At 67.9% G+C, this 22003-nt stretch carries 15 protein-coding genes and 1 tRNA gene; 10 read left to right on the top strand and 6 right to left on the bottom strand.

What is annotated here, in order from left to right:
• Positions 1 to 86: 86 nt before the first annotated feature.
• Positions 87 to 160 (bottom strand) — tRNA-Arg (locus AWC16_RS08520).
• 323 nt (positions 161 to 483) lie between these two features.
• On the opposite strand from AWC16_RS08520, the gene AWC16_RS08515 reads away from it, so the two are divergent.
• From AWC16_RS08515 to AWC16_RS08500, 4 genes are read left to right on the top strand one after another with little or no spacing between them, the layout of a single operon-like run.
• Positions 484 to 1932 carry a wax ester/triacylglycerol synthase family O-acyltransferase gene (locus AWC16_RS08515; protein ID WP_109561334.1) on the top strand — a complete coding sequence of 483 codons (1449 nt, stop codon included), beginning with the start codon at positions 484 to 486 and terminating at the stop codon, positions 1930 to 1932.
• A complete protein-coding gene (locus tag AWC16_RS08510) occupies positions 1929 to 3539 on the top strand; it encodes an HAD-IB family hydrolase/lysophospholipid acyltransferase family protein (protein ID WP_085264316.1) in 1611 nt (536 codons plus the stop codon). Before AWC16_RS08515 ends, AWC16_RS08510 begins: the two co-directional genes overlap by 4 nt.
• Positions 3536 to 5890, top strand: coding sequence for a glycerol-3-phosphate 1-O-acyltransferase (locus tag AWC16_RS08505; RefSeq protein WP_085264315.1), 2355 nt, complete (start codon positions 3536 to 3538; stop codon positions 5888 to 5890). Before AWC16_RS08510 ends, AWC16_RS08505 begins: the two co-directional genes overlap by 4 nt.
• Before the next feature lie 54 nt (positions 5891 to 5944).
• A complete protein-coding gene (locus tag AWC16_RS08500; protein ID WP_085264314.1) occupies positions 5945 to 7957 on the top strand; it encodes a bifunctional copper resistance protein CopD/cytochrome c oxidase assembly protein in 2013 nt (670 codons plus the stop codon).
• A 3-nt stretch (positions 7958 to 7960) separates the two neighbouring features.
• On the opposite strand, the gene AWC16_RS08495 is transcribed toward AWC16_RS08500, so the two are convergent.
• The gene (locus tag AWC16_RS08495; RefSeq protein WP_085264313.1) at positions 7961 to 8539 is read right to left on the bottom strand and encodes a TetR/AcrR family transcriptional regulator; all 579 of its coding nucleotides are present in this window, start codon (positions 8537 to 8539) and stop codon (positions 7961 to 7963) included.
• Between the two features lie 115 nt (positions 8540 to 8654).
• Between AWC16_RS08495 and AWC16_RS08490 the strand changes: the two genes are divergently transcribed.
• A complete protein-coding gene (locus tag AWC16_RS08490) occupies positions 8655 to 9485 on the top strand; it encodes an SDR family NAD(P)-dependent oxidoreductase (protein ID WP_085264312.1) in 831 nt (276 codons plus the stop codon).
• On the opposite strand, the gene AWC16_RS08485 is transcribed toward AWC16_RS08490, so the two are convergent.
• The 4 genes from AWC16_RS08485 to AWC16_RS08470 all read right to left on the bottom strand — a co-directional run bounded on the left by AWC16_RS08485 (position 9447) and on the right by AWC16_RS08470 (position 13281).
• A complete protein-coding gene (locus AWC16_RS08485) occupies positions 9447 to 10169 on the bottom strand; it encodes a nitroreductase family protein (RefSeq protein ID WP_085264311.1) in 723 nt (240 codons plus the stop codon). The two genes, AWC16_RS08490 and AWC16_RS08485, sit on opposite strands and share 39 nt — an antisense overlap.
• On the bottom strand, positions 10166 to 10558 hold the full coding sequence (locus tag AWC16_RS08480) for a nitroreductase family deazaflavin-dependent oxidoreductase (protein WP_085264310.1): 393 nt from the start codon (positions 10556 to 10558) through the stop codon (positions 10166 to 10168). The genes AWC16_RS08485 and AWC16_RS08480 overlap by 4 nt, the downstream gene beginning before the upstream one ends.
• A gap of 2 nt (positions 10559 to 10560) precedes the next feature.
• Positions 10561 to 11757, bottom strand: coding sequence for a saccharopine dehydrogenase family protein (locus AWC16_RS08475; RefSeq protein ID WP_085264309.1), 1197 nt, complete (start codon positions 11755 to 11757; stop codon positions 10561 to 10563).
• A 156-nt stretch (positions 11758 to 11913) separates the two neighbouring features.
• Positions 11914 to 13281: an MFS transporter gene (locus AWC16_RS08470; RefSeq protein WP_085264308.1), complete on the bottom strand. Its 1368-nt coding sequence runs from the start codon at positions 13279 to 13281 to the stop codon at positions 11914 to 11916.
• A 333-nt stretch (positions 13282 to 13614) separates the two neighbouring features.
• Here AWC16_RS08470 and AWC16_RS08465 point away from each other — a divergent pair, with 333 nt between their 5' ends.
• The 5 genes from AWC16_RS08465 (at position 13615) to AWC16_RS08445 (ending at position 21989) form a co-directional block, all read left to right on the top strand.
• Entirely contained in the window at positions 13615 to 14271 is a 657-nt protein-coding gene (locus tag AWC16_RS08465) for an LppX_LprAFG lipoprotein (protein ID WP_207572285.1), read from the top strand.
• Between the two features lie 150 nt (positions 14272 to 14421).
• Positions 14422 to 14901 carry a single-stranded DNA-binding protein gene (ssb, locus tag AWC16_RS08460; RefSeq protein ID WP_085264307.1) on the top strand — a complete coding sequence of 160 codons (480 nt, stop codon included), beginning with the start codon at positions 14422 to 14424 and terminating at the stop codon, positions 14899 to 14901.
• An 81-nt stretch (positions 14902 to 14982) separates the two neighbouring features.
• A complete protein-coding gene (gene ettA / locus AWC16_RS08455; protein ID WP_085264306.1) occupies positions 14983 to 16659 on the top strand; it encodes an energy-dependent translational throttle protein EttA in 1677 nt (558 codons plus the stop codon).
• A 54-nt stretch (positions 16660 to 16713) separates the two neighbouring features.
• Positions 16714 to 21567: an NAD-glutamate dehydrogenase gene (locus AWC16_RS08450; RefSeq protein WP_085264305.1), complete on the top strand. Its 4854-nt coding sequence runs from the start codon at positions 16714 to 16716 to the stop codon at positions 21565 to 21567.
• Entirely contained in the window at positions 21564 to 21989 is a 426-nt protein-coding gene (locus tag AWC16_RS08445; protein ID WP_085264304.1) for an acyl-CoA thioesterase, read from the top strand. Before AWC16_RS08450 ends, AWC16_RS08445 begins: the two co-directional genes overlap by 4 nt.
• Positions 21990 to 22003 lie beyond the last annotated feature (14 nt).

Genomic DNA, 22003 nt, shown 5'->3' with positions numbered 1-22003 from the left:
CAACTGACAAGCATCAGCCGAAACACTGTCAAGCATCACCCGAAGCCGAAACGTCAAGCATCACCCGACGTAATACACAGCTGACGTGCCCCCGGCAGGACTCGAACCTGCGACCACAAGATTAGAAGTCATGTGCTCTATCCACCTGAGCTACGGAGGCGATGCAGACCCAGTTTATCCGCTGGTGGCGGCGGATCGGCGTCGGCCGAGCAACGGGGCAGCAGCCGGGTTCATGCGGCGCTTCCAGCTTCGCCTCTCCTTCGTCGAGCCTCGCTGAACCGCCGATTCCAATTCAACCTGCCAACACGGCAATTCGTTTCGCCGGCCGGAAGCCGGATCTGCACAATCGACACCCGTCGCCGCGGGCCAACAATTAGCGTTGAATGGTGCTCGTGACGGGTGCGAATCTGAAGGGGTGCGTGGTGGTGTCAGCGTCGGTACGCCGGGTAGGCCAAGGCGGTAAATCCGAGTTGGGAGCTGCACGTGGGTGACCTCGTCGACGCCGCGGGCCTGCCCACCGAACTGGGCGCTGTCGACTATCTGCTGCACCGCGGCGAGGCCAATCCGCGGACCCGTTCGGGGATCATGGGTCTGGAGTTGCTCGACACCACCCCGGACTGGGATCGCTTCCGGAGCCTGTTCGAGAACGTCTCCCGACGAGTGCTGCGGTTGCGTCAGAAGGTGGTGGTGCCCACGCTGCCCACGGCGGCGCCGCGCTGGGTGGTGGACCCCGACTTCAACCTCGACTTTCACGTCCGGAGGGTTCGGGTTCCCGCACCCGGCGGATTGCGCGAGGTGCTCGACCTGGCCGAGGTGAGCCTGCAGTCGCCGCTGGACATCCAGCGGCCGCTGTGGGCCGCGACGCTGGTGGAGGGGCTGGCTGACGGGCGTGCCGCCACGTTGCTGCACCTGAGTCACGCCGTCACCGACGGTGTCGGCAGCGCCGAGATGTTCGGTCAGATCTACGACCTGGAACGCGACCCGCCCGCCCGCGCGATGCCGCCGCAACCCGTGCCGCAGGACCTGACGGCAGGCGACCTGATGCGCGACGGCATCAACCACCTTCCCGCAGCGGTGCTCGGGGGTACCCGCGACGCGCTGTTGGGAGTGTTTTCGATGGCAACCCGCACGGTGCGTGACCCGTTGTCGGCGGTGACCGGCGCCATCACCTACGCCCGCTCGGGTGCCCGGGTGATGAGCCAGGCGGCCGAACCCTCGCCGCTGCTGCGGCGGCGCAGCCTGACCAGCCGCACCGAAGCGCTCGACATCCGGCTGTCGGATCTGCACCGGGCCGCCAAGGCCGGCGGCGGATCGATCAACGACGCCTACCTGGCCGCGCTCTCCGGTGCGCTGGGGCGTTACCACCGGGCGCTGGGTGTGCCGATCGCCACTTTGCCGATGGCGATCCCGGTGAACCTGCGAGCCGAAGCCGACCCTGCCGGGGGCAACCGGTTCACCGGGGTGAACCTGGCCGCCCCGGTCGGGGTCGCCGACCCGGTGGAGCGGATGAAGCGGATCCGGGCCCAGATGACCCAGCGGCGCGACGAGCCGGCGATGGACGTCATCGGGTCCCTCGCGCCGCTGCTGAGCGTGTTCCCGACTCCGGTGCTGGAGAAGATGACCGAGTCGGTGGTCGGGGCCGATGTGCAGGCCAGCAACATCGCGTTCTACCCCGGTGAGACCTACATTGCCGGGGCGAAAGTGCTGCGACACTACGGAATCGGTCCGCTGCCGGGTGTGGCGATGATGGTGGTGCTGCTCTCGCGTGGTGGCGAGTGCACCATCACGGTGCGCTATGACCGAGCCGCCGTCCGCGACGAGAAACTGTTCGCCGCCTGCCTGGTGCAGGGATTCGACGAGGTGTTGGCGCTGGCCGGCGATCCGGCGCCGCACTGTGTGCCGGCATCGTTCGATCCGGGTGCTCAATCATGACCGACGACCGGAAGTCACCGCCGGCGCGGAACATGCGGTTGCCCGGCTCGGTGGCCGAGATCGCCTCCAGCCCGCCCGGACCCAAGATCGGCGCGTTCTTCGATCTCGACGGCACCTTGGTGGCGGGTTTCACCGCCGTCATCCTCACCCGGGAACGATTCCGGCGACGCGACATGGGGTTGGGGGAGTTGTTCGGCATGATCCAGGCCGGGCTCAACCACCAACTCGGCCGCATCGAGTTCGAAGAGCTCATCGCCACGGCGTCGTCGGCCTTGCGCGGCCGCTCGATCAGTGACCTCGATGAGATCGGTGAGCGGCTGTTCGTCCAGAAGATCGCCGGGCGCATCTACCCGGAGATGCGGGAACTGGTGCGGGCGCACCAGGCGTGTGGGCACACCGTGGTGCTGAGTTCCTCGGCGCTGACCATCCAAGTGGAACCGGTGGCCCGTTTTCTGGGCATCACCAACACGCTCACCAACGTGTTCGTGACGGATCAGGACGGTGTGCTCACCGGCGAGGTGGTCGAACCGATCCTGTGGGGGCCCGGCAAGGCGGCCGCGGTACAGAAGTTCGCCGCTGAACATGACATCGACCTGCAGGACAGTTACTTCTACGCCGACGGGGACGAGGACGTCGCGTTGATGCATCTGGTCGGCAACCCCAGGCCGACCAACCCCGAGGGCAAGATGGCCTCGGTCGCCCGTAAGCGCGGCTGGCCGATCCTGCGGTTCAGCAGCCGCGGCAGCAGCGTTGTCGGCCAGCTGCGGAACCTGGCCGGAATTTCCTCGATGGTCCCGGTGGGTGCCGGGGCGATCGGGTTGGGGCTGTTGAGCGGCAGCCGCCGCCGGGGTGTCAACTTCTTCACCGCGAACTTCCCGCAGCTGCTGCTGGGCCTGAACGGTGTGCGGCTCAACGTGATCGGCAAGGAAAACCTCACCGCGGCCAGGCCGGCGGTATTCATCTTCAACCACCGCAACCAGGTCGACCCGGTCATCACCGCGTCGCTGGTGCGGGACAACTGGATCAGCGTCGGCAAACGGGAGTTGGAGCGCGACCCGATCGCCGGCCCGCTGGGAAAGTTGACCGACATGGTGTTCATCGACCGGGACGACGCCGCGTCCGCGGTGGAATCACTGCACCAGGTGGAGGAACGCGCCAAGCGCGGCCTGTCGGTGGTGATCGCGCCCGAGGGCACCCGGGTCGACACCACCGGGGTGGGGCCGTTCAAGAAAGGCCCCTTCCGGATCGCGATGGCGGCCGGGATCCCGATAGTGCCGATCGTGATCCGCAACGCCGAGGTGGTCGCCGCGCGGGACTCGGTGAGCGCCAACCCCGGCACCGTCGACGTCGCGGTGTTCCCGCCGATCTCGGTCGACGATTGGACGGTCGAGACGCTGCCGGAGCGGATCGCGGAGGTGCGTCAGCTGTACCTGGACACGCTGGCCGACTGGCCGGTCGACGAGTTGCCGGAGTGGCCGCGCAAGCCGGCCAAGCCGGCGAAGAAGGCGCCGGCGAAGAAGGCTGCGGCCAAGAAGTCGCCCGCCAAGAAGACTGCCGCCAAGAAGGCTCCGGCCAAAAAGCCGCCGGCTCCGAAGGGGCGACAGTGACGACATCACCGGCCACCGACCCCGCTGGGTCCACCACGACCGACGACACGCTGGTGCTGGCCTACGTGTCGTCGCCGGTGGAGGCCGACCTCGTTCATGAGTGGCTGGAACGCTACCGCGACGCCCGGCCCGGCGGCCGCATCGAACTGCTGGAGCTCGACCGGTCCGACCGGCCGCCCGCGGCGATGGCTCGGCTGGTCGGGCAGCTCGAACGTGACGAGAAGCGGTCGATCCTGCCGGTGCGGGTGTTCTGGATGCCGCGTGCCGAGGCCTCCGCGTTGAAGCGGGTGGTCGCGTTGCTGCCCGGCTGGAATCCCTACCGGCCCAGTGAACGCCAGCAGCGGCAGATCATGCGCACCGAGTCGGCGCTGGCCCGGGTGGTGGTCGGCGAGCCGGCCAGCGTGGCCGAGTTGCGCCGGCAGTGGAGCGAGAACACCGTCGGCGACAATCCGCGGGACTTCGCGAACTTCGTCACCCGCCGGGCGGTGCTGGCGCTGGAACGCGCCGAGTACCGGATTCTGGGTCCGCAGTACAAGTCACCGCGGCTGGTGAAGCCGGAGATCCTGGCGTCCACCCGGTTTCGCGACGGACTGAAGGCCATTCCGGGTGCCACGCTCGAAGAGGCCGGCAAGATGCTCGACGAGCTGTCCACCGGCTGGAGCCGGGTCTCTGTCGACCTGGTGGGCGTACTGACCAGGATGCTCAGCCGCGGCTTCGATCCCGAGATCGACTACGACGAATATCAGGTCGCCGCGCTGCGCACCGCGCTGGAAAACCATCCCGCGGTGCTGCTGTTCTCCCACCGGTCCTACATCGACGGCGCGGTCATGCCGGTGGCGATGCAGGAGAACCGGCTGCCACCGGTGCACGTATTCGCGGGGATCAACCTGTCTTTCGGGTTGATGGGACCGTTGCTGCGGCGCTCCGGTGTGATCTTCATTCGGCGCAGCATCGGCAACAACCCGCTCTACAAGTACGTGCTCAAGGAGTACGTCGGCTATGTGATGGAGAAGCGGTTCAACCTGAGCTGGTCAATCGAGGGCACCCGGTCGCGCACCGGCAAGATGCTGCCGCCCAAGCTCGGGCTGATGACCTACGTTGCCGACGCCTACCTGGATGACCGCACCGAAGACGTTCTTTTGCAAGGTGTTTCGATCAGTTTCGACCAGCTGCATGAGACTGCCGAGTATGCCGCCTACGCCCGCGGTGGGGAGAAGACCCCGGAGGGCATCGGCTGGCTGTACCGGTTCATCAAGGCGCAGGGCGAACGCAATTACGGAAAGATCTACGTGCGTTTCCCCGAGGCGGTGTCGATGCGCCAGTACCTCGGTTCCCCCGACGGTCCGACGGCGACCGATCCGGACGCCAAACGCCTGGCCATGCAGAAGATGGCCATCGAGGTGGCCTGGCGGATTCAGCGCGTCACGCCGATCAGCGCAACCGGCCTGGTGTCCGCGCTGCTGCTGACCACGCACGGGCTGGCGCTGACGCTCGAGCAGATCCACCATTCGCTGCAAGCAGGTCTGGATTACCTGGAACGCAAGCAGACCCCGATCTCCACCAGCGCGCTTCGGCTGCGCAGCCGGGACGGGGTGCGCGCGGCGGTGGACGCACTGTCCAACGGGCATCCCGTCACCCGCGTCGACGGCGGGCGCGAGTCGGTGTGGCGGATCGCTCCCGAGGACGAGCACGCCGCGTCCTTCTACCGCAACTCGGTGATCCACGCGTTCCTGGAGACCTCGATCGTGGAGCTGGCGCTGGCCCACTCCGGCCGTGGCGAAGGCGACCGGCTGGACGCGTTCTGGACCCAGGCGATGCGGCTGCGGGATCTGCTCAAGTTCGACTTCTACTTCGCCGACTCGGCCGCCTTCCGCGACAACATCGCCGAGGAGATGTCCTGGTTCTCCGATTGGGAGACCCGGGTCGCCGCGGGCGGCGCCGAGATCGACGGGATTCTGTCGGAGAAGCGGCCGGTGACCTCCGACGTCATGCTGCGGGTGTTCTTCGAGTCCTACGCGATCATCGCCGACGTGCTCTGCGACGCGCCGGACAATATCGGCGAGAAGGAACTGACCCAGTTGGCGTTGGGAGTCGGCCGCCAGTACGTGGCGCAGGGCCGGGTCCGCAGCAGCGAGTCGGTGTCCACCCTGCTGTTCGCGACCGCCTGCCAGGTGGTCGCCGACCAGGGCCTGCTGGAGACCACGCCGGATCTGACGCAACGCCGCAAAGCGTTCCGGCGCGAACTGCGGCAGATCCTGCGGGACTCCGATCACATCGCCCGCATCGCCCGGGAGGCCTTCGCCGCCAGGGAGACCGAGGCGCGCCGGCATTGGCGGGGGTTGGGCAGGTAGCGCCACCGCGCCTCGATATGGGATGTCGGGGGCGCGCACCATACGCTGGTGGCCATGACGGCGACTCCAGCGACCCGCGCTCGCTCGGCGACAGTTGTGCCGGTGCTGGCCGGGGTGGCGATCCTTGCCGGGTGTACCGCTGCCGGGATCGCCGCGCTGTCGTTGGCCGATGCCCTGACCGCGACCGGCCTGCCGGATCCGGGTCCGGTGACCACGCTGGGGCTGCCCTTTGTGCGGGCGGCCGGCGAGATCGCCGCGGTGCTGGCCGTGGGTTCGTTTCTGCTCGCCGCCTTTCTGGTGCCGCCCCAGCAGAGCGGCGTCCTGGATGTCGCCGGCTACCGCGCACTGCGATTGGGCACGGCGGCGTCGGGAACGTGGGCGGTATGCGCCGCGCTGCTGGTTCCGCTGACCATCTCCGATGTCTCCGGCCACCCGCTGTCGGAGTTCCTCGATCCGGCGACGGCCTGGTCCCTGGCCGGGCTGGTCGACACCGCATCGGCCTGGCGGTGGACCGCGCTGCTGGCCGCGGTCCTGACCCTGGTCAGCCTGCCGGTGCTGCGCTGGTCCTGGACACCGGTGCTGTTGGCGGGTTCGCTGCTGACCCTGATCCCGTTGGGGTTGACCGGGCACTCGGCGGCCGGCGGATCGCACGACCTGGCCACCAACAGCCTGCTGATCCACCTGGTGGCGGCCGGTCTGTGGGCCGGTGGCCTGCTGGCGCTGCTGGTGCACGCGCTGCGCGGCGGAGAACACGCCGATCTGGCGGCGCGGCGATTCTCCACCGTGGCGCTGTGGTGCTTTGTGGCGATGGGGCTGTCCGGGGTACTCAACGCGTTGGTGCGACTTGCTCCGTCCGAGCTGTTGACCAGCGAGTACGGCCGGCTGGCGGTGGTCAAGTTTGTCGCGCTGTGTGTGCTGGGCGCACTCGGCTGGGCGCAGCGTCGCCGCGGGGTGGCGGCCCTGCAGGCAGACCCGAACAAGCGCGCCCCCCTGATCCGGCTGGCCCTGATCGAGGCCGTGGTATTCGCCATCACCTTCGGTGTCGCGGTCGGGCTGGGCCGCACCCCGCCGCCCCCGCCGCCGGTGCTCAACCCGTCGGTCCCGATGGTCAAGATCGGCTATGACTTCGCCGGCCCGCCGACGGTGGCACGGATCCTGTTCGACTGGCGTTTCGACGTGGTCTTCGGCACCGCCGCGCTGGTGCTGGCGGGCGTGTACCTGGCCGGTGTGCTGCGGCTGCATCGCCGCGGCGACGCTTGGCCGGCGGGTCGCACGACGGCCTGGCTGCTGGGCTGCCTGATCCTGCTGTTCGCCACCTCCTCGGGCACCGGCCGCTACATGCCGGCGATGTTCAGCATGCACATGGTCGTGCACATGCTGCTGTCGATGCTGGTGCCGATCCTGCTGGTGCTGGGCGGGCCGACCACGCTGGCCTTGCGGGCGCTGCCGGTCGCCGGCCGCGGTGAACCGCCCGGGATGCGGGAATGGCTCTTGGCCGCGCTGCACAGCCGGGTCTCGCGGTTCCTCACCAACCCGATCATCGCGGCGGTGATCTTCGTCGTCGGCTTCTACGGGCTGTACTTCAGCAGCCTTTTCGACTCGATCGTCGGCAGCCACGCCGGGCATCTGGCGATGAATGTGCACTTCCTGCTCAGCGGTTATCTCTTCTACTGGGTGGTGATCGGGGTGGATCCCACCCCGAGGCCCATCTCGCCGCTGGCGAAGCTGGCGGTGGTGTTCGCCTCGCTGCCGCTGCACGGCTTCTTCGGGGTGTTCCTGATGGGCATGCACAAGGTTCTGGGGGAGTGGTTCTACGGCGCCCTGGGCTTGGACTGGCACACCGACTTGGCCGGAGACCAGCATCTGGGTGGCGGCATCACTTGGGCAGCAGGCGAATTGCCGCTGCTGATGGTGATGATCGCGTTGTTGCTGCAGTGGCAACGCAGCGATGATCGCCTCGCGAGGCGACTCGACCGCGCCGCCGAGCGCGACGACGACGCCGCCCTGGACGCCTACAACGCGATGCTGGCCGAGATGGCCCGCCGCGATCGCGCGCAGCAGCGCTGACCCCTAGGTGCTCCGGCCGGCCGCTGCGCGCACGGCTGCGCGCACCCGGCCGGCAACCGCCTGCGCGGAGGAGGTGTCGAGCTTGCCGTCGAGGTGCAGGAACGCCAGGCCGTGGACCAATCCCCACACCGCGGTGGCCATCGCGTCCGGATCCGCCGACGGGAACACCTGCTGCACAATGGAATTGAGATACTCTTGGATCGCCGTGACCGCGGCCACCCGCTCGGCGCTGTTCGGATCACACTGCTCGGTGAACATCACCCGGAAGAGCCCCGGCCGCCTCAGCGCGAACTGGACGTAGGCGACGGCGATCGCGGCCAGGTCGTCAGCCGTCTTCGGTTTCGGATGCGCCGCGACCAGGTCGGCGGCCAATTCGCGATAGCCCACCGCGGCGACCGCCGACAGCAGGGCGTTGCGGTCGGCGAAATGACGGTACGGCGCTGCGGTGGACACGCCCGCGCGCCGGGCCGCGGCGCGCAGCGACAACTCCGTCGCGCCGTTCTCCTCCAGCAGCTCCATCGCGGCGCGCAGCAGCGACCCCGGTAGATCGCCGTGGTGGTACGTCTTGGTCGACGCTGACATCTGTGACTGCCCCGTGTTGACGCCGCTTACATGAACTCCTAATGTTAGCAGCACACGCGAGTAAGCGGCGCTAACATCAGCGCTCGACGGCTTCGAAGCGGAGGAGACCCGCCCCATGACTGCACCCCGAACCATCGTGATCACCGGCGCCAGCGACGGCATCGGCGCCGTGGCTGCGCGGGCCCTGGCCGGACCCGATGTCAACCTCGTGGTCGTCGGCCGCTCGGCCCAGAAACTCGCACCGGTTGCCGCCGACACCGGCGCCACCCCGTTGACGGCGGATTTCGCCCGCCTCGACGAGGTGCGCTCCCTTGCGCAACAGATCCGCGAGCAGGTCGGCACGATCGACATCCTGATGAACAATGCGGGCGGAATCTTCGCGCCGCATCCGCCTACCGCCGACGGTCACGAACCCAACTTTCAGATCAACCACCTCGCACCGTTCCTGCTCACCAACCTCCTGCATGACCGGCTGGCCGCCGCGAAAGGCGCACTGGTGCTGAACACCTCGAGCATCGGCAATCGGTTTGGGCACATCGACTTGGACGACCTGGACTACCGGCGGCGCCGCGCCTTGCAGGCGCGGGCCTACGGATCGAGCAAGCTGATGAACATCCTGTTCACCCGCGGTATCGCCAAGCGCTGGGCCGACGACGGGATCATTTCGGCCGCAGTGCATCCCGGTCCGGTCGCCTCGAGTTTCGGCCGGGACTCGTTCTTCGTCGGGCTGCTCTACCGCACCCCGCTGCGCCACTTCGCGGCCATCACCCCTGCCCAGGGAGCCGCGCCCCTGGTCGAACTGGCCCGCCGCGGCGCCGACCCCGAGATCAACGGCGTCTACTTCGACCGCCACCGAGCCCGGGGCCGGGAGAACCGGCAGGCCCACGACCCCAAGCTCATCGACGGATTATGGGCGATCTCCGCCGAGCTCGTCGGCGTGGGCTGAGCGGAACGGCTGGTTGCCGTACCGGTCGAGGTGCAACACCTCTTCGATCGGGGGCCGCTGGGTCGGCCCGTAGCGGCCGCGCGCCCAGCCGATCGGGATGATGCACACCGGCACCATGGTGCGGGGCAGACCCAGTACCTGTCGCACCCGGGGCACCAGCGACACCGGCAGCGTCTGCAGCGACGCGCCCAGGCCCACGGCCCGGCACGCCAGAAGCAGGTTCTGCACCGCGGGATAGACCGAGCCGTAGAACGAGGTGACCCTGATCAGCGGCCAGCCGACCGGCCGGTGCTTGAGGCTGCGGCGATAGCAGGCCACGACCAGGGTCGGCATTTCGTGGAGGTGCTCGGTCTGCCACTCGGCCACCTTCAACTGCCGGCGCATCGGCTCATCGGTGGCGGCGCGCCGGGCGAACCCCCCGAACAGCTTGAACATCCGTTGGTAGCCGCGTACCAGCCGCCGCTTCTGCTCTGGGTCGGTGACGGCGACGAATGCCCAGTCCTGGCTGTTGGAACTGGTGGGAGCTTTGAGCGCGAGCGCAAGTACCTCGCGCAGTACGTCGAAGTCCACCGGTTCGAAGTGCAGCCTGCGGATGGCCCGCTGAGTGCGCATGGCATCGGCGAGCGGCATGCTCAACCCCGCGAGCGCCTCGGCGGAGTCGGGGGGCACGAACGGCTCGGTCATGACTGCGCGGCCGTGACGACCACGGCTTGGTTGTAGGGGAACGGAAAGATGGTGTACACCGGCCGCCATCGTCGCGGAATCAGCTGGGCGGCCTCGCGTTTGGTGGCCAGGCGGGGGTTGGCGATCTGCACCGTCTTGCCGTAGTGCTGAATGCGGGCGCTGCCGCGCGCCTTGATGTTCAGCAGCCAGTCGGTCTGGGGTCCGTAGCCGGCCAGGAAGAGGAATCCGCCGTCGACGGGGAAGACGTTGAGCGGGGTCCGGTAGTCGCGACCGGACTTGCGGCCCTGATGCTGCAGGACCGCCATCCCGGGCACCCACCCGGCCCACAGCAGGACCAGGCGATTACTGAATCGGCGGTTGGCGCGGGCGAGCCAACGTGGCATGGGCATGGCTACATCTTCTCCTCGATGACACTGAACGAGATGCCGGCGTCGCTGAGTCGCCGCAGCAGGTTCTCGCCCATCGCGGTGGCCGTGGTGACCTGGCCGGAGGTGGGCGGGTTGTCGTCGAACGCCAGGCACATGGCGGACTCTGCAAGCATTTTCGCGGTTTCGCCGTAGCCGGGATCGCCGCCGCGGACCTGGGTGTGGACCTGCTTCCCACCGCCGGTGCCGATGAAGTCGACGGTGAACCACGAACTGGCCCGCCGCTCCTCCGACGGACCCTCGCCTTGCGGGAGCCGCCGACCGATCAGGCGACGCAGCGGCGGCACCTGCACGGCAGTGACGAACGCGCCGAACCCTGCGATGGCACCGGCCAGCGTGCGCAGCTTCTGGAGCCCCACGTAGTGGGAGTAGGTGAAGTCGGGGCCGTAGTCGGCGCGGGCCGCCGCGGACCTCCGCACGATCTGGGGGTCGACGGTCGGCAGCGGCAGCAGCCACACACCCAGGGCACCATCACGGCGCGGAACACCCGCGCGAGCACGTGCGCGACGGCCGTCGGACTGCGGCTCGGCTTTCTTGCGCGCCGCCGCGGCCTGCTGCATCCGCGGTAGGCGCGACATCTGTTCCAGTCCGGAATGGAAGGTCCCGCCCGAGATCATCATGTTGCCGCGCATGACGCCGCGGATGGTCACCGGCACGGCATCGGGCAACTGCTTGACGGTGAACAGGGCGCCGAGGTCATGCGGGATGGAGTCGAAGCCGCAGGCGTGCACCAGCCGGGCGCCGGTCCGCACTGCGGTGGCGTGGTGGTTCAGATACATCCGGTCGATGAATTCCGGCTCGCCGGTGAGGTCGAGGTAGTCGGTGCCCGCGGCAGCGCAGGCCGCGACCAGCGGTTCACCGTGCTCCAGATACGGGCCCACGGTGGTGGCCACCACCCGCGCGGACTCGGCTATCTGGTGCAGCGAATCCGGCTCGGCGGTATCGGCCAGGAGCAGCTCCAGGTCGGCCGCGGCGGGGTTGATGAGCGCGAGCCGCTCTCGCACCGCCTCGAGTTTGGCCCGGCTTCGCCCGGCCAGGGCCCAACGGGCATCGCCGGGGAGATTCGCCGCCAGGTAGTCGGCGGTCAAACCGCCGGTGAAGCCGGTGGCGCCGAAGAGCACCAGGTCGAATGTGCGGCGTGCTGCTGGATCGGGGCTGGTCATCGTTCTCCTCGGGATGCGCACGGGCAGGCGCTGGTGAGCCCGCAACCAGTCCGGTAGCGGCGCCGCATGTTAACAGTGCTTACGTCAGCATAGGAGCCCAAGTAAGCGGCGTCAACATCACTTCGGCGCCCTGCACAGGACCGTTTCCGCGTCGGTTCAGGGTTGAGGCCATTCGCGTTGCCCGGCCTCGGCGATCGCCTGGGCCTCCTGCTCGGTTGCCACCGACGGCCCCGATCCCGGGAGCCGCTTGCCGGCCACCTCCGGGGTGAACCACACCGTGATCGCACCCACGATGCCCGCGCCCATCAGGATGTACGCCGGCACCATCACGTTGCCGGTGCCCGACACCAGGGCCTCGGCCACCAGCGGAGTGGTGCCGCCGAACAGCGAGACCGAGATGTTGAATCCGATCGCCACCGTGAAAAGGCGCACCCTGGTGGGAAACAGCGCGGGCAGCGTCGACGGCGTGGTGCTGTTGAAGCACAGCAGCATCGCTCCGATGAGCAGCACGCCGAGCAGTCGCAGCGGGTAGCTTCCACCGTGGCGGATCAGCAGGAACGCCGGAATAGATCCGAAGATCAACAAGGCGCTGCCCGCCCACAGCAGTGGTTTGCGGCCGATCCGGTCGGACAACCTGGCCAGGGGCATCACCGCGATCAGCATCATCAGCAGTGCCACCACGATCATCGTCAGACCGCGACTACCGCTGATGCCGCCGACCTGCTTGAAGTACGTCGGCAGGTATCCGGTGAGCATGTAGTTGGTGACGTTTTCGGCCAGTACCAGCCCTATGCAGATCCACAGTCCCCGGCGCTGTCGCACGATGGTCTGCTGGAACTGCCGCCACCCGTTGCTGTGCGCGGTGTCGTCGTTCGCGCTGAGCTGTTCCAGCTCTTCCAGGTGTTTGAAGGCCGGTGATTCATCGATGCGCAACCGCATGTACAGCGTGACGATGGCCAGCGGGACGCCCAGCAGGAACGGGACTCGCCAGCCCCAGTGCAGCATGTCGGAGACCGGCAGTTGGGATTTGAGCAGGGTCACCACCGCGGCACCGGTTATGTAGCCGCCCAGCGTGCCCAGCGGCAGAAACCCGGTCAGCGCCCCGCGGGTGCGGTCCGGGGCGTGCTCGCTGACGTAGGTCATGGCGCCGACATACTCGCCGCCGGTGGAGAAGCCCTGCATGATCTTGGTGATGATCAGCAGGATCGGAGCCCAGACCCCGATCTTCTCGTACGACGGCAGCAGCCCGGTCACCGTGGTGCCCACCGCCATCAGCGTGACGGTCATGATCAAGACCCGCTTGCGGCCGATCCGGTCGCCAAGCGCGCCGAAGACGATCCCGCCGAACGGCCGCACGGCGAACGCCGCCGCCAGCGTGCCGAACGTGGCGATCAGACCCACCGCGCTGGAACTGTCGCTGGGGTAGAACACCTGCGCGATCGTGGTGGCCAGGAAGCCGTAGATGCCGAAGTCGTACCACTCCATGAAGTTGCCGACAGCGGTGCCCGCGATCGATCGCTGCATTGCCGCAGGATCAGAGACCCGGATGTCCTCGCGCGCCCATGTTCTGCGGCTCGTGTGTTCACCGCTGCCGGACCGGCCTTTGGTATCCACCGCAAGCAAACGTATACCAACCGCCCGTGTACTTCTCGTCGACCCAGACGGGCCTGCTCTGTCGAGAGGGGTGCATCTACCATGGCGGGCATGCGCAGGCTCCCAGCCGTTCTGACCGTTGTCAGCGCCGCCGCTGCCCTGGTCGCCGGTTGCACATCCACCCCGCCGGCTCCGTCGTCATCAGCTGCTCCGCCGTCATCCACGGCTCCGGGGGCCCCTTCGACGAGCGCACAGAACTCGCCGGTGTCCTCGTCCGCCGCGTCGCCGTCACCCACGTCGTCCAAGAAGCCCAACGAGCCCCTGCCGGACGCCGCGGCCATTCTGAAGGAGTCCAGCGCGGCCACCGCCGAACTCGGCAGTGTCCACCTGTCGCTGTCGGTGACCGGCAGCATCGAGAACATGCCCGTCGTCGCGCTCGACGGTGACGTGACCCGGCAGCCGGACCCGGCCGCCAAGGGCTACGCCAAGATCGCGTACCGGGGCGCTCCGGCCTACGTCAGGTTCGTCGTGTTCGGCGGCGACTTCTACGTGTCGCAGGATCGTCGCCGATGGATCGACTATGGACCCGCCGCGAACTTCTACGATGCCGCGACGATCCTGAGCCCCGACACCGGCCTCGCGGACATGCTCACCGCCGTGGTCGATCCCGAGGTCGGGGGGCGCGAGACGATCGAGGACGTGCATACCGTCCGGATCAGCGGTGAGGTCGCGGCCGACGTGGCGAAGAAGATCGTGCCGCAGCTGCATACCGGCAAACGGACCTCATGCACCCTCTGGATCCAGGAGACCGGCGAGCACCAGCTGGTCGCGCTCAAGCTGGCCTCCGGCTCCGACGATGCCGTGCAGCTGACCTTCTCGAACTGGAATGAGCCGGTGAGCGTCGGCAAGCCACGGCTCTAGCCCATCCCGGAGTTATCCCCAGTTCGCAGTTCTTCCCCAGTCGCCGTTGCGCACGACGCCCGGCCCGGTCTTGTGTCGGACCCGGCGGGCCCAATGGGTGCAACACCGGCGGGATCGTCAGTCCCGCCGCAATCTGGAAGGAAGCGTGCAATGTTCGAGACGAATCTGACTGTGGTCGGCAACATCGTCAACGACCCGATCCGCCGCGCGGTCGGGCAGCAGGAGGTGGTGAACTTCCGGGTCGCCAGCAATTCCCGCCGCCGGGGCTCCGACGGCAACTGGGAGCAGGGCACTTCGCTGTTCGTCAGCGTGAGCTGCTGGGGCAAGCTGGTCACCGGGGTATGTGCGTCGCTGCGCAAGGGTTCCCCGGTGGTCGTGGTGGGCCAGATCCACAGCCGCGACTATGAGGGGCGCGACGGTGTCCGGCGCTCGTCGATCGAGATGCGCGCCACCGCTGTGGGCCCCGACCTGACCCGCTGCATCGCGCCGGTCACCAAGCTCGTATCGGCCGGCCCGGAGCCGATCGCGCCGCCCGCACAGGCCGCCGACGCGCTCGCCGAGGGGCCCGGCGATGCCGATTCCGGCGAGGGTGACTCCGATGCCGACGACGGGATGGCGCTGACCGCCTGAGCGCAGCCGACAGGCGCCTCGAGTCACCCCCTAGGATGGTCGGCGAGCAAATTTCGCGAGACCAGGAGGCGACACCGCGGCATGGCTGAGTTCATCTACACGATGAGGAAGGTCCGCAAGGCGCACGGCGACAAAGTCATTCTCGACGACGTCACGTTGAGTTTTCTGCCGGGCGCCAAGATCGGTGTGGTCGGTCCCAACGGCGCCGGCAAGTCGAGCGTCTTGCGGATCATGGCTGGTCTGGACATCCCCAACAACGGGGACGCGTTCCTGGCCCCGGGAGCCAGCGTCGGCATCCTGCAGCAGGAGCCGCCGCTGAACGAGGAGAAGACCGTTCGGGGCAACGTCGAAGAGGGCCTCGGCGACATCAAGGTCAAGCTGGACCGGTTCAACGAGGTCGCCGAACTGATGGCCACCGACTACTCCGACGAGCTCATGGAGGAGATGGGCCGGCTGCAGGAGGAACTCGACCACGCCAACGCGTGGGACATCGACTCCCAGCTGGAGCAGGCGATGGACGCGCTGCGGTGTCCGCCGCCCGACGAGCCGGTCACCAACCTCTCCGGGGGTGAGCGCCGGCGCGTCGCGCTGTGCAAGCTGCTGCTGAGCAAACCGGACCTGTTGCTGCTCGACGAGCCCACCAACCACCTCGACGCCGAGAGCGTGCAGTGGCTGGAAGGTCACCTGGCCAGCTACCCGGGCGCGATCCTGGCGGTCACCCACGACCGGTACTTCCTGGACAACGTGGCGCAGTGGATCCTGGAGCTCGACCGCGGCCGGGCCTACCCCTACGAAGGCAACTACTCCACCTACCTGGAGAAGAAGGCCGAGCGAATCGCCGTGCAGGGCCGCAAGGACGCCAAGCTGCAGAAGCGGCTGCAGGAGGAACTGGCCTGGGTGCGTTCGGGCGCCAAGGCCCGTCAGGCCAAGAACAAGGCTCGGCTGCAGCGCTACGAGGAGATGGCGGCCGAGGCCGAGAAGACCCGCAAGCTCGACTTCGAGGAGATCCAGATCCCGACCGGGCCGCGACTGGGCAACCAGGTGGTGGAGGTCGAACACCTCGACAAGGGCTTCGCCGGTCGGCTGCTGATCAAGGACCTGTCGTTCACGCTGCCCCGCAACGGCATCGTCGGCGTGATCGGTCCCAACGGCGTCGGGAAGACCACGCTGTTCAAGACCATCGTCGGCCTGGAGGCACCCGACAGCGGAACGGTCAAGGTCGGCGAGACCGTCAAGTTGAGTTACGTCGACCAGTCCCGCGCGGGAATCGACCCGAAGAAGACGGTCTGGGAAGTGGTCTCCGACGGGCTGGACCACATCCAGGTCGGGCAGAACGAGATCCCGTCGCGGGCCTACGTGTCGGCGTTCGGCTTCAAAGGCCCCGACCAGCAGAAACCGGCCGGGGTGCTCTCCGGTGGGGAACGCAACCGGTTGAACCTGGCCCTGACCCTCAAAGAGGGCGGCAACCTGATCCTGCTCGACGAGCCGACCAACGACCTCGACGTCGAAACCCTGAGCTCGCTGGAGAACGCACTGGTGAACTTCCCGGGCTGCGCGGTGGTCATCTCGCACGACCGCTGGTTCCTCGACCGCACCTGCACCCACATCCTGGCGTGGGAGGGCGACGCCGACGAAGAGGCCAAATGGTTCTGGTTCGAGGGCAACTTCGGTGCCTACGAGGAGAACAAGGTGGAACGGCTCGGTGCCGACGCGGCGCGTCCGCACAGAGTGACCCACCGCAGACTCACCCGGGACTAGGGTTGTCCCGGTAGCAGTGCTGCCGGAACTGACACTTAGTCAGGAGGGGTGGGGATGACGGAGTCCACCAAGAAAACGACCTCGTGGACAACCTTTCCCGAACCCCTTGAGCCGCAGGGGATCCCCCCCTGGGTGTCGGCCGCCTACATCGAGACCTACCGCGGCCCGCACGGCGATGCCTTGGTCAGTGACGAAGCGCCCGACAGCGATCCGGCCAGCCGCGCCGCCGCCACCGCCGTCGTGACCCCGGCCCTGCTGGCCGCGCATGCCCGGCTGGCGCAACGCCGGCTGGCCGGCGAGACCCGGGTCGCGGTGTACGCCGCCGACGACACGTGCGGATTCGGGCCGGCGCTGCAGGTGGTCACCGAGCACGCCGGCATGCTGATGGACTCGGTGGCCGTGCTGCTGCACCGCCTGGGGGTGGCCTACGTCGGGATCATGACTCCGGTGTTCACCGTGCACCGCGATGCGGCCGGGGAACTGGGCAGCGTCGAGCCGCTGTCCGCGGACGGCTCGGGCGATGTCGAGACCTGGATCCACGTCCAGCTCTCACCGGCGGTCAACCGCAACACCCTGACCGAGACGGCACGGCTGCTGCCCGATGTGATGGCCGATGTCCGCCAGGTCGCCACCGATTCCAAAGCGATGCACAACGCGCTCACCGAACTCGCCGATGAGATCGAGTCCGACGCGAAAGGCCATTTCGCCGCGCCGGACCGCGGCGACGTCGCTGCGTTGCTGCATTGGCTGGCCGACGGGCGCTTCGTGCTGCTGGGCTATCAGCGCGGGGTGGTGCGGGACGGGCAGGTACTGATCGAGGACGCGGACCGGTTCGGAGTGCTACGACTGCGTAAGTCATTGCGGCCCAGGCTTACCGGTGACAATCTGTTGACCCTGGCGCAGGCCACCGTGCCCAGCTACATGCGGTTCAGCTCGCGCACCTACGTCGTGGTGATCAGGGAGGACACCGGCGACAGTATCATCGCGCACCGCTTCGTCGGGCTGTTCACCGCCGGCGCCATGAACGCCGACGTCTTCGAGATCCCGGTGATCTCGCGCACCGTCCGCCAGGCGCTGGCCTTGGCGGAGAAGGAGTCTGGCCATCCGGGTCAGCTGCTGCTCGACATCATCCAGACCGTCCCGCGCTCAGAGCTTTTCGCGATCAGCGCGGAGCAGCTGCTCAACATGGTGATGGCGGTGTCCGACCTGGGATCGCGGCGCGGGACGCTGTTGTTTCTGCGCGGTGACCGGACCGGGCGCTTCGTGTCGTGCCTGGTGTACCTACCGCGGGATCGCTACACCACCCCGGTGCGGTTGCAGATGGAGGACATCCTGCTCCGCGAGTTCGAGGGCGTCAGGCTGGAGTACAGCGCCCGCGTCAGCGAAGCGCCCTGGGCATTGCTGCATTTCATGGTCCGGCTCTCCGACGAACCGGACGCCCGTGCCGTCGACACCGGCGAGGCGAACCGGGTCCGGATCCAGGCGCTGCTGACCGAGGCCACCCGCACTTGGGGGGACCGGCTGCTCGAGGCGGCGGCCGCGGGCTCCATCGACACCGACCTGGCCGAACACTATGCGGTCGCTTTCACCGAGATCTATAAGCAGGCCGTCACGCCGACCGAGGCGGTCGAGGACATCGGGATCATCGAACGACTCACCAGCGGCTCGGTTCAATTGGTGTTCTCCGACTACGGCGAGGCCGAAGGAAGCCAGTTGACCTGGTTTCTCGGCGGTCACGGTGCCTCACTGAGCCGACTGTTGCCGATGCTGCAGTGCATGGGCGTGTCGGTGCTCGAGGAGCGGCCGTTCACCGTCACCCGCGCCGACGGGTTGACGGTGTGGATCTACAAGTTCAGGGTGTCGCCACACCCGACCATCGAGATCCCGGCGACGGGTGCCGAGCGCGCCGAGGCCCAACAGCGTTTCGCCGACGGAGTCACCGCGATCTGGGAGGGCCGCGTCGAAGTCGACCGGTTCAACGAGTTGGTGCTGCGGGCCGGGCTGACCTGGCAGCAGGTGGCGGTGCTGCGCGGCTACGCCCAGTACCTGCGTCAGGCGCGGTTTCCCTACAGTCAGGACCACATCGCGTCGATTCTCAACGAATATCCGGGCATCGTGCGGGCGTTGATGGCGTTGTTCGAGGCCCTGTTCGACCCGTCCAGGGCAAACCGCAACCGCGACGCGCAAGCAGCGGCCGCCGACGTGGCAGCCGGCATTGACGCGGTGGTGAGCCTGGACACCGACCGGGTGCTGCGCGCGTTCGCCTCCCTGATTCAAGCGACCCTGCGCACCAACTACTTTGTCACTCGGGCTGATTCGGCCCGCGCGCGTGACGTGCTGGCCTTCAAGCTGGATGCGGGCCTGATCGACGAGTTGCCGCTGCCGCGCCCCAAGTTCGAGATCTTCGTCTACTCACCCCGCGTCGAGGGGGTGCACCTGCGGTTCGGGTTCGTATCGCGCGGGGGACTGCGCTGGTCGGACCGCCGCGAGGACTACCGCACCGAGATTCTCGGACTGGTCAAGGCCCAAGAGGTCAAGAACGCCGTCATCGTCCCGGTCGGCGCCAAGGGCGGTTTCGTGGTCAAGTGCCCGCCGATACCCACCGCCGACCCGGCGGCCGACCGCGAAGCGGCCCGCGCGGAAGGGATTGCCTGCTACACGCTGCTGATCTCCGGCATGCTCGACGTGACCGACAACGTCGACCACGCCAGCGGTGCGGTCAGCGCGCCGCCCCAGGTGGTGCGCCGCGACGGCGACGACGCCTATCTGGTGGTGGCCGCCGACAAGGGCACCGCCAGCTTCTCCGACATCGCCAACGACGTCGCCAAGTCCTACGGCTACTGGCTGGGCGACGCCTTCGCATCCGGGGGGTCGGTCGGCTACGACCACAAGGAGATGGGCATCACCGCCAAGGGGGCCTGGGAGTCGGTCAAGCGGCACTTCCGGGAAATGGGGATCGACACCCAGACCCAGGACTTCACCGTGGTCGGCGTCGGCGATATGAGCGGCGACGTGTTCGGCAACGGAATGCTGTGCAGCGAGCACATCCGGCTGCTGGCCGCGTTCGACCACCGGCATATCTTCCTCGATCCCGACCCGGATCCAGCGCGATCCTTCGCCGAACGGCAGCGGATGTTCGACCTGCCCCGGTCCAGTTGGGACGACTACGACAAGACGCTGATCAGCCCGGGCGGTGGTGTCTACCCACGGGAGCTGAAGTCGGTGCCGATCAGCGGGCAGGTCCGCGCGGTGCTCGGTCTCGACGAGGACGTAGCCGAGCTGACCCCGCCCGCGCTGATCCGGGCGATCCTGCGCGCGCCCGTCGACCTGCTGTTCAACGGCGGTATCGGCACTTACATCAAAGCCGAGTCCGAATCCGACAGCGACGTGGGTGACCGCGCCAATGATCAGGTGCGGGTCAACGGAAACCAGGTGCGCGCCAAGGTGATCGGTGAAGGCGGAAACCTCGGCGTCACCCCGCTGGGCCGCGTCGAGTTCGACCTGGCCGGCGGGCGGATCAACACCGACGCCCTGGACAACTCCGCCGGCGTCGACTGCTCCGACCACGAGGTCAACATCAAGATTCTGATCGACTCCCTGGTCACCGTCGGCAAACTCGATGCCGCCGACCGGCCCGAGCTGCTGGCGTCGATGACCGACGAGGTCAGCGCACTGGTGCTGGCCGACAACACCGCTCAGAACGATCTGATGGGCACCAGCAGGGCCAACGCCGCGAGCCTGCTGCCGGTGCACGCCGACCAGATCCGGCACCTGGTGGTCGACCGCGGCCTCAACCGTGAGCTGGAGGCGCTGCCGTCGGAGAAGGAGGTCGCCCGGCGCGCGGAGGCCGGGCTGGGCCTGGCTTCACCGGAGCTGGCCACGCTCATGGCCCACGTCAAACTGGCACTCAAAGCCGCTGTGCTGGCCACCGATCTGCCGGATCAGGACGTGTTCGCCGCGCGGTTGCCGCGGTATTTCCCGCTGGCACTGCAGCAGCGTTTCGCTCCCGAGATCCGCTCGCATCAGCTGCGCCGCGAGATCGTGACCACGATGTTGATCAACGACCTGGTGGACACCGCGGGCATCACCTACGCCTACCGGATCACCGAGGACGTGGGCGTGGACGTGATCGACGCGGTGCGGGCCTATGTCGCCACCGACGCGATTTTCGGGGTGGGGGAGCTGTGGCGCCGGATCCGCTCGGCCGGTGAGCAGGACGGGTTACCGGTGGCAGTGACCGACCGGATGACGCTGGACCTGCGTCGGCTCATCGACCGCGCCGGGCGCTGGCTGCTCAACTACCGACCGCAGCCGCTGGCGGTGGGCGCCGAGATCAACCGGTTCGCCGAGCAGGTCGTGGCGCTGACGCCGCGGATGTCGGAATGGCTGCGCGGCGACGACGCCGACATTGTGGCCAAGCACATCGGCGAGTTCACCGCACAAGGGGTCTCCCATGACCTCGCCGTCGGAATCGCCATGGGCCTGTACCGCTACAGCCTGCTCGACATCATCGACATCGCCGACATCACCGACCGTGACGCCGCCGAGGTCGCCGACACCTACTTCGCGCTGATGGATCGGCTCGGTGCCGACGGTCTGCTCACCTCGGTGGCCCAGCTGCCCCGTGATGACCGTTGGCATGCGTTGGCGCGGTTGGCGATCCGCGACGACATCTACAATTCGGTGCGGTCGCTGTGCCTGGATGTGCTGGCGGTCGGGGAACCGGACGAGGACGGGATGCAGAAAATCACGGAGTGGGAATCGATCAACGGATCACGGGTGGGCCGGGCACGGCGAACTCTGGCCCAGATCTATGAGTCGGGTCAGCGGGATCTGGCCACGCTGTCGGTCGCGGCGCGGCAGATCCGCAGCATGACCCGGGCCAGCGGTAGGGGGGCGGCGTCGTGAGCCAATCCGGTACGGGCGGCTTCGTTGCCTCGGTTCCGGTCCGCTGGTCGGACATCGACATGTACCAGCACGTCAACCACGCCACCATGGTCACCATCCTCGAAGAGGCCCGGGTGCCGTTCCTGTCGCCGGCCTTCGCGGTCGACATCACCGAAGTGGGCCTGCTGATCGCCGAGGTCCGGGTCGCCTACAAGGGCCAACTGCGGCTGGTGGACTCGCCGCTTCAGGTCACCATGTGGGTGCCGCGGCTGCGGGCGGTGGACTTCACCATCGGCTACGAGGTGCGGTCGGTGAGCGCCGCACCGGATTCGAAGCCGGCGGTGATCGCCGAAACCCAGTTGGCCGCGTTCAGCATCGACGAACAGAAGCTGGTGCGGCTCTCCGCGGCGCACCGGGAGTATCTGCAGCGGTGGACGCGATAACCGAACGCGAGGTC

Origin of the sequence: Mycolicibacter longobardus (assembly GCF_002102265.1) — a bacterium.
Taxonomy (GTDB): domain Bacteria; phylum Actinomycetota; class Actinomycetes; order Mycobacteriales; family Mycobacteriaceae; genus Mycobacterium; species Mycobacterium longobardum.
Note: the sequence above shows the minus strand (reverse complement) of the source record. Positions and strands in the feature narration are given on the sequence as shown.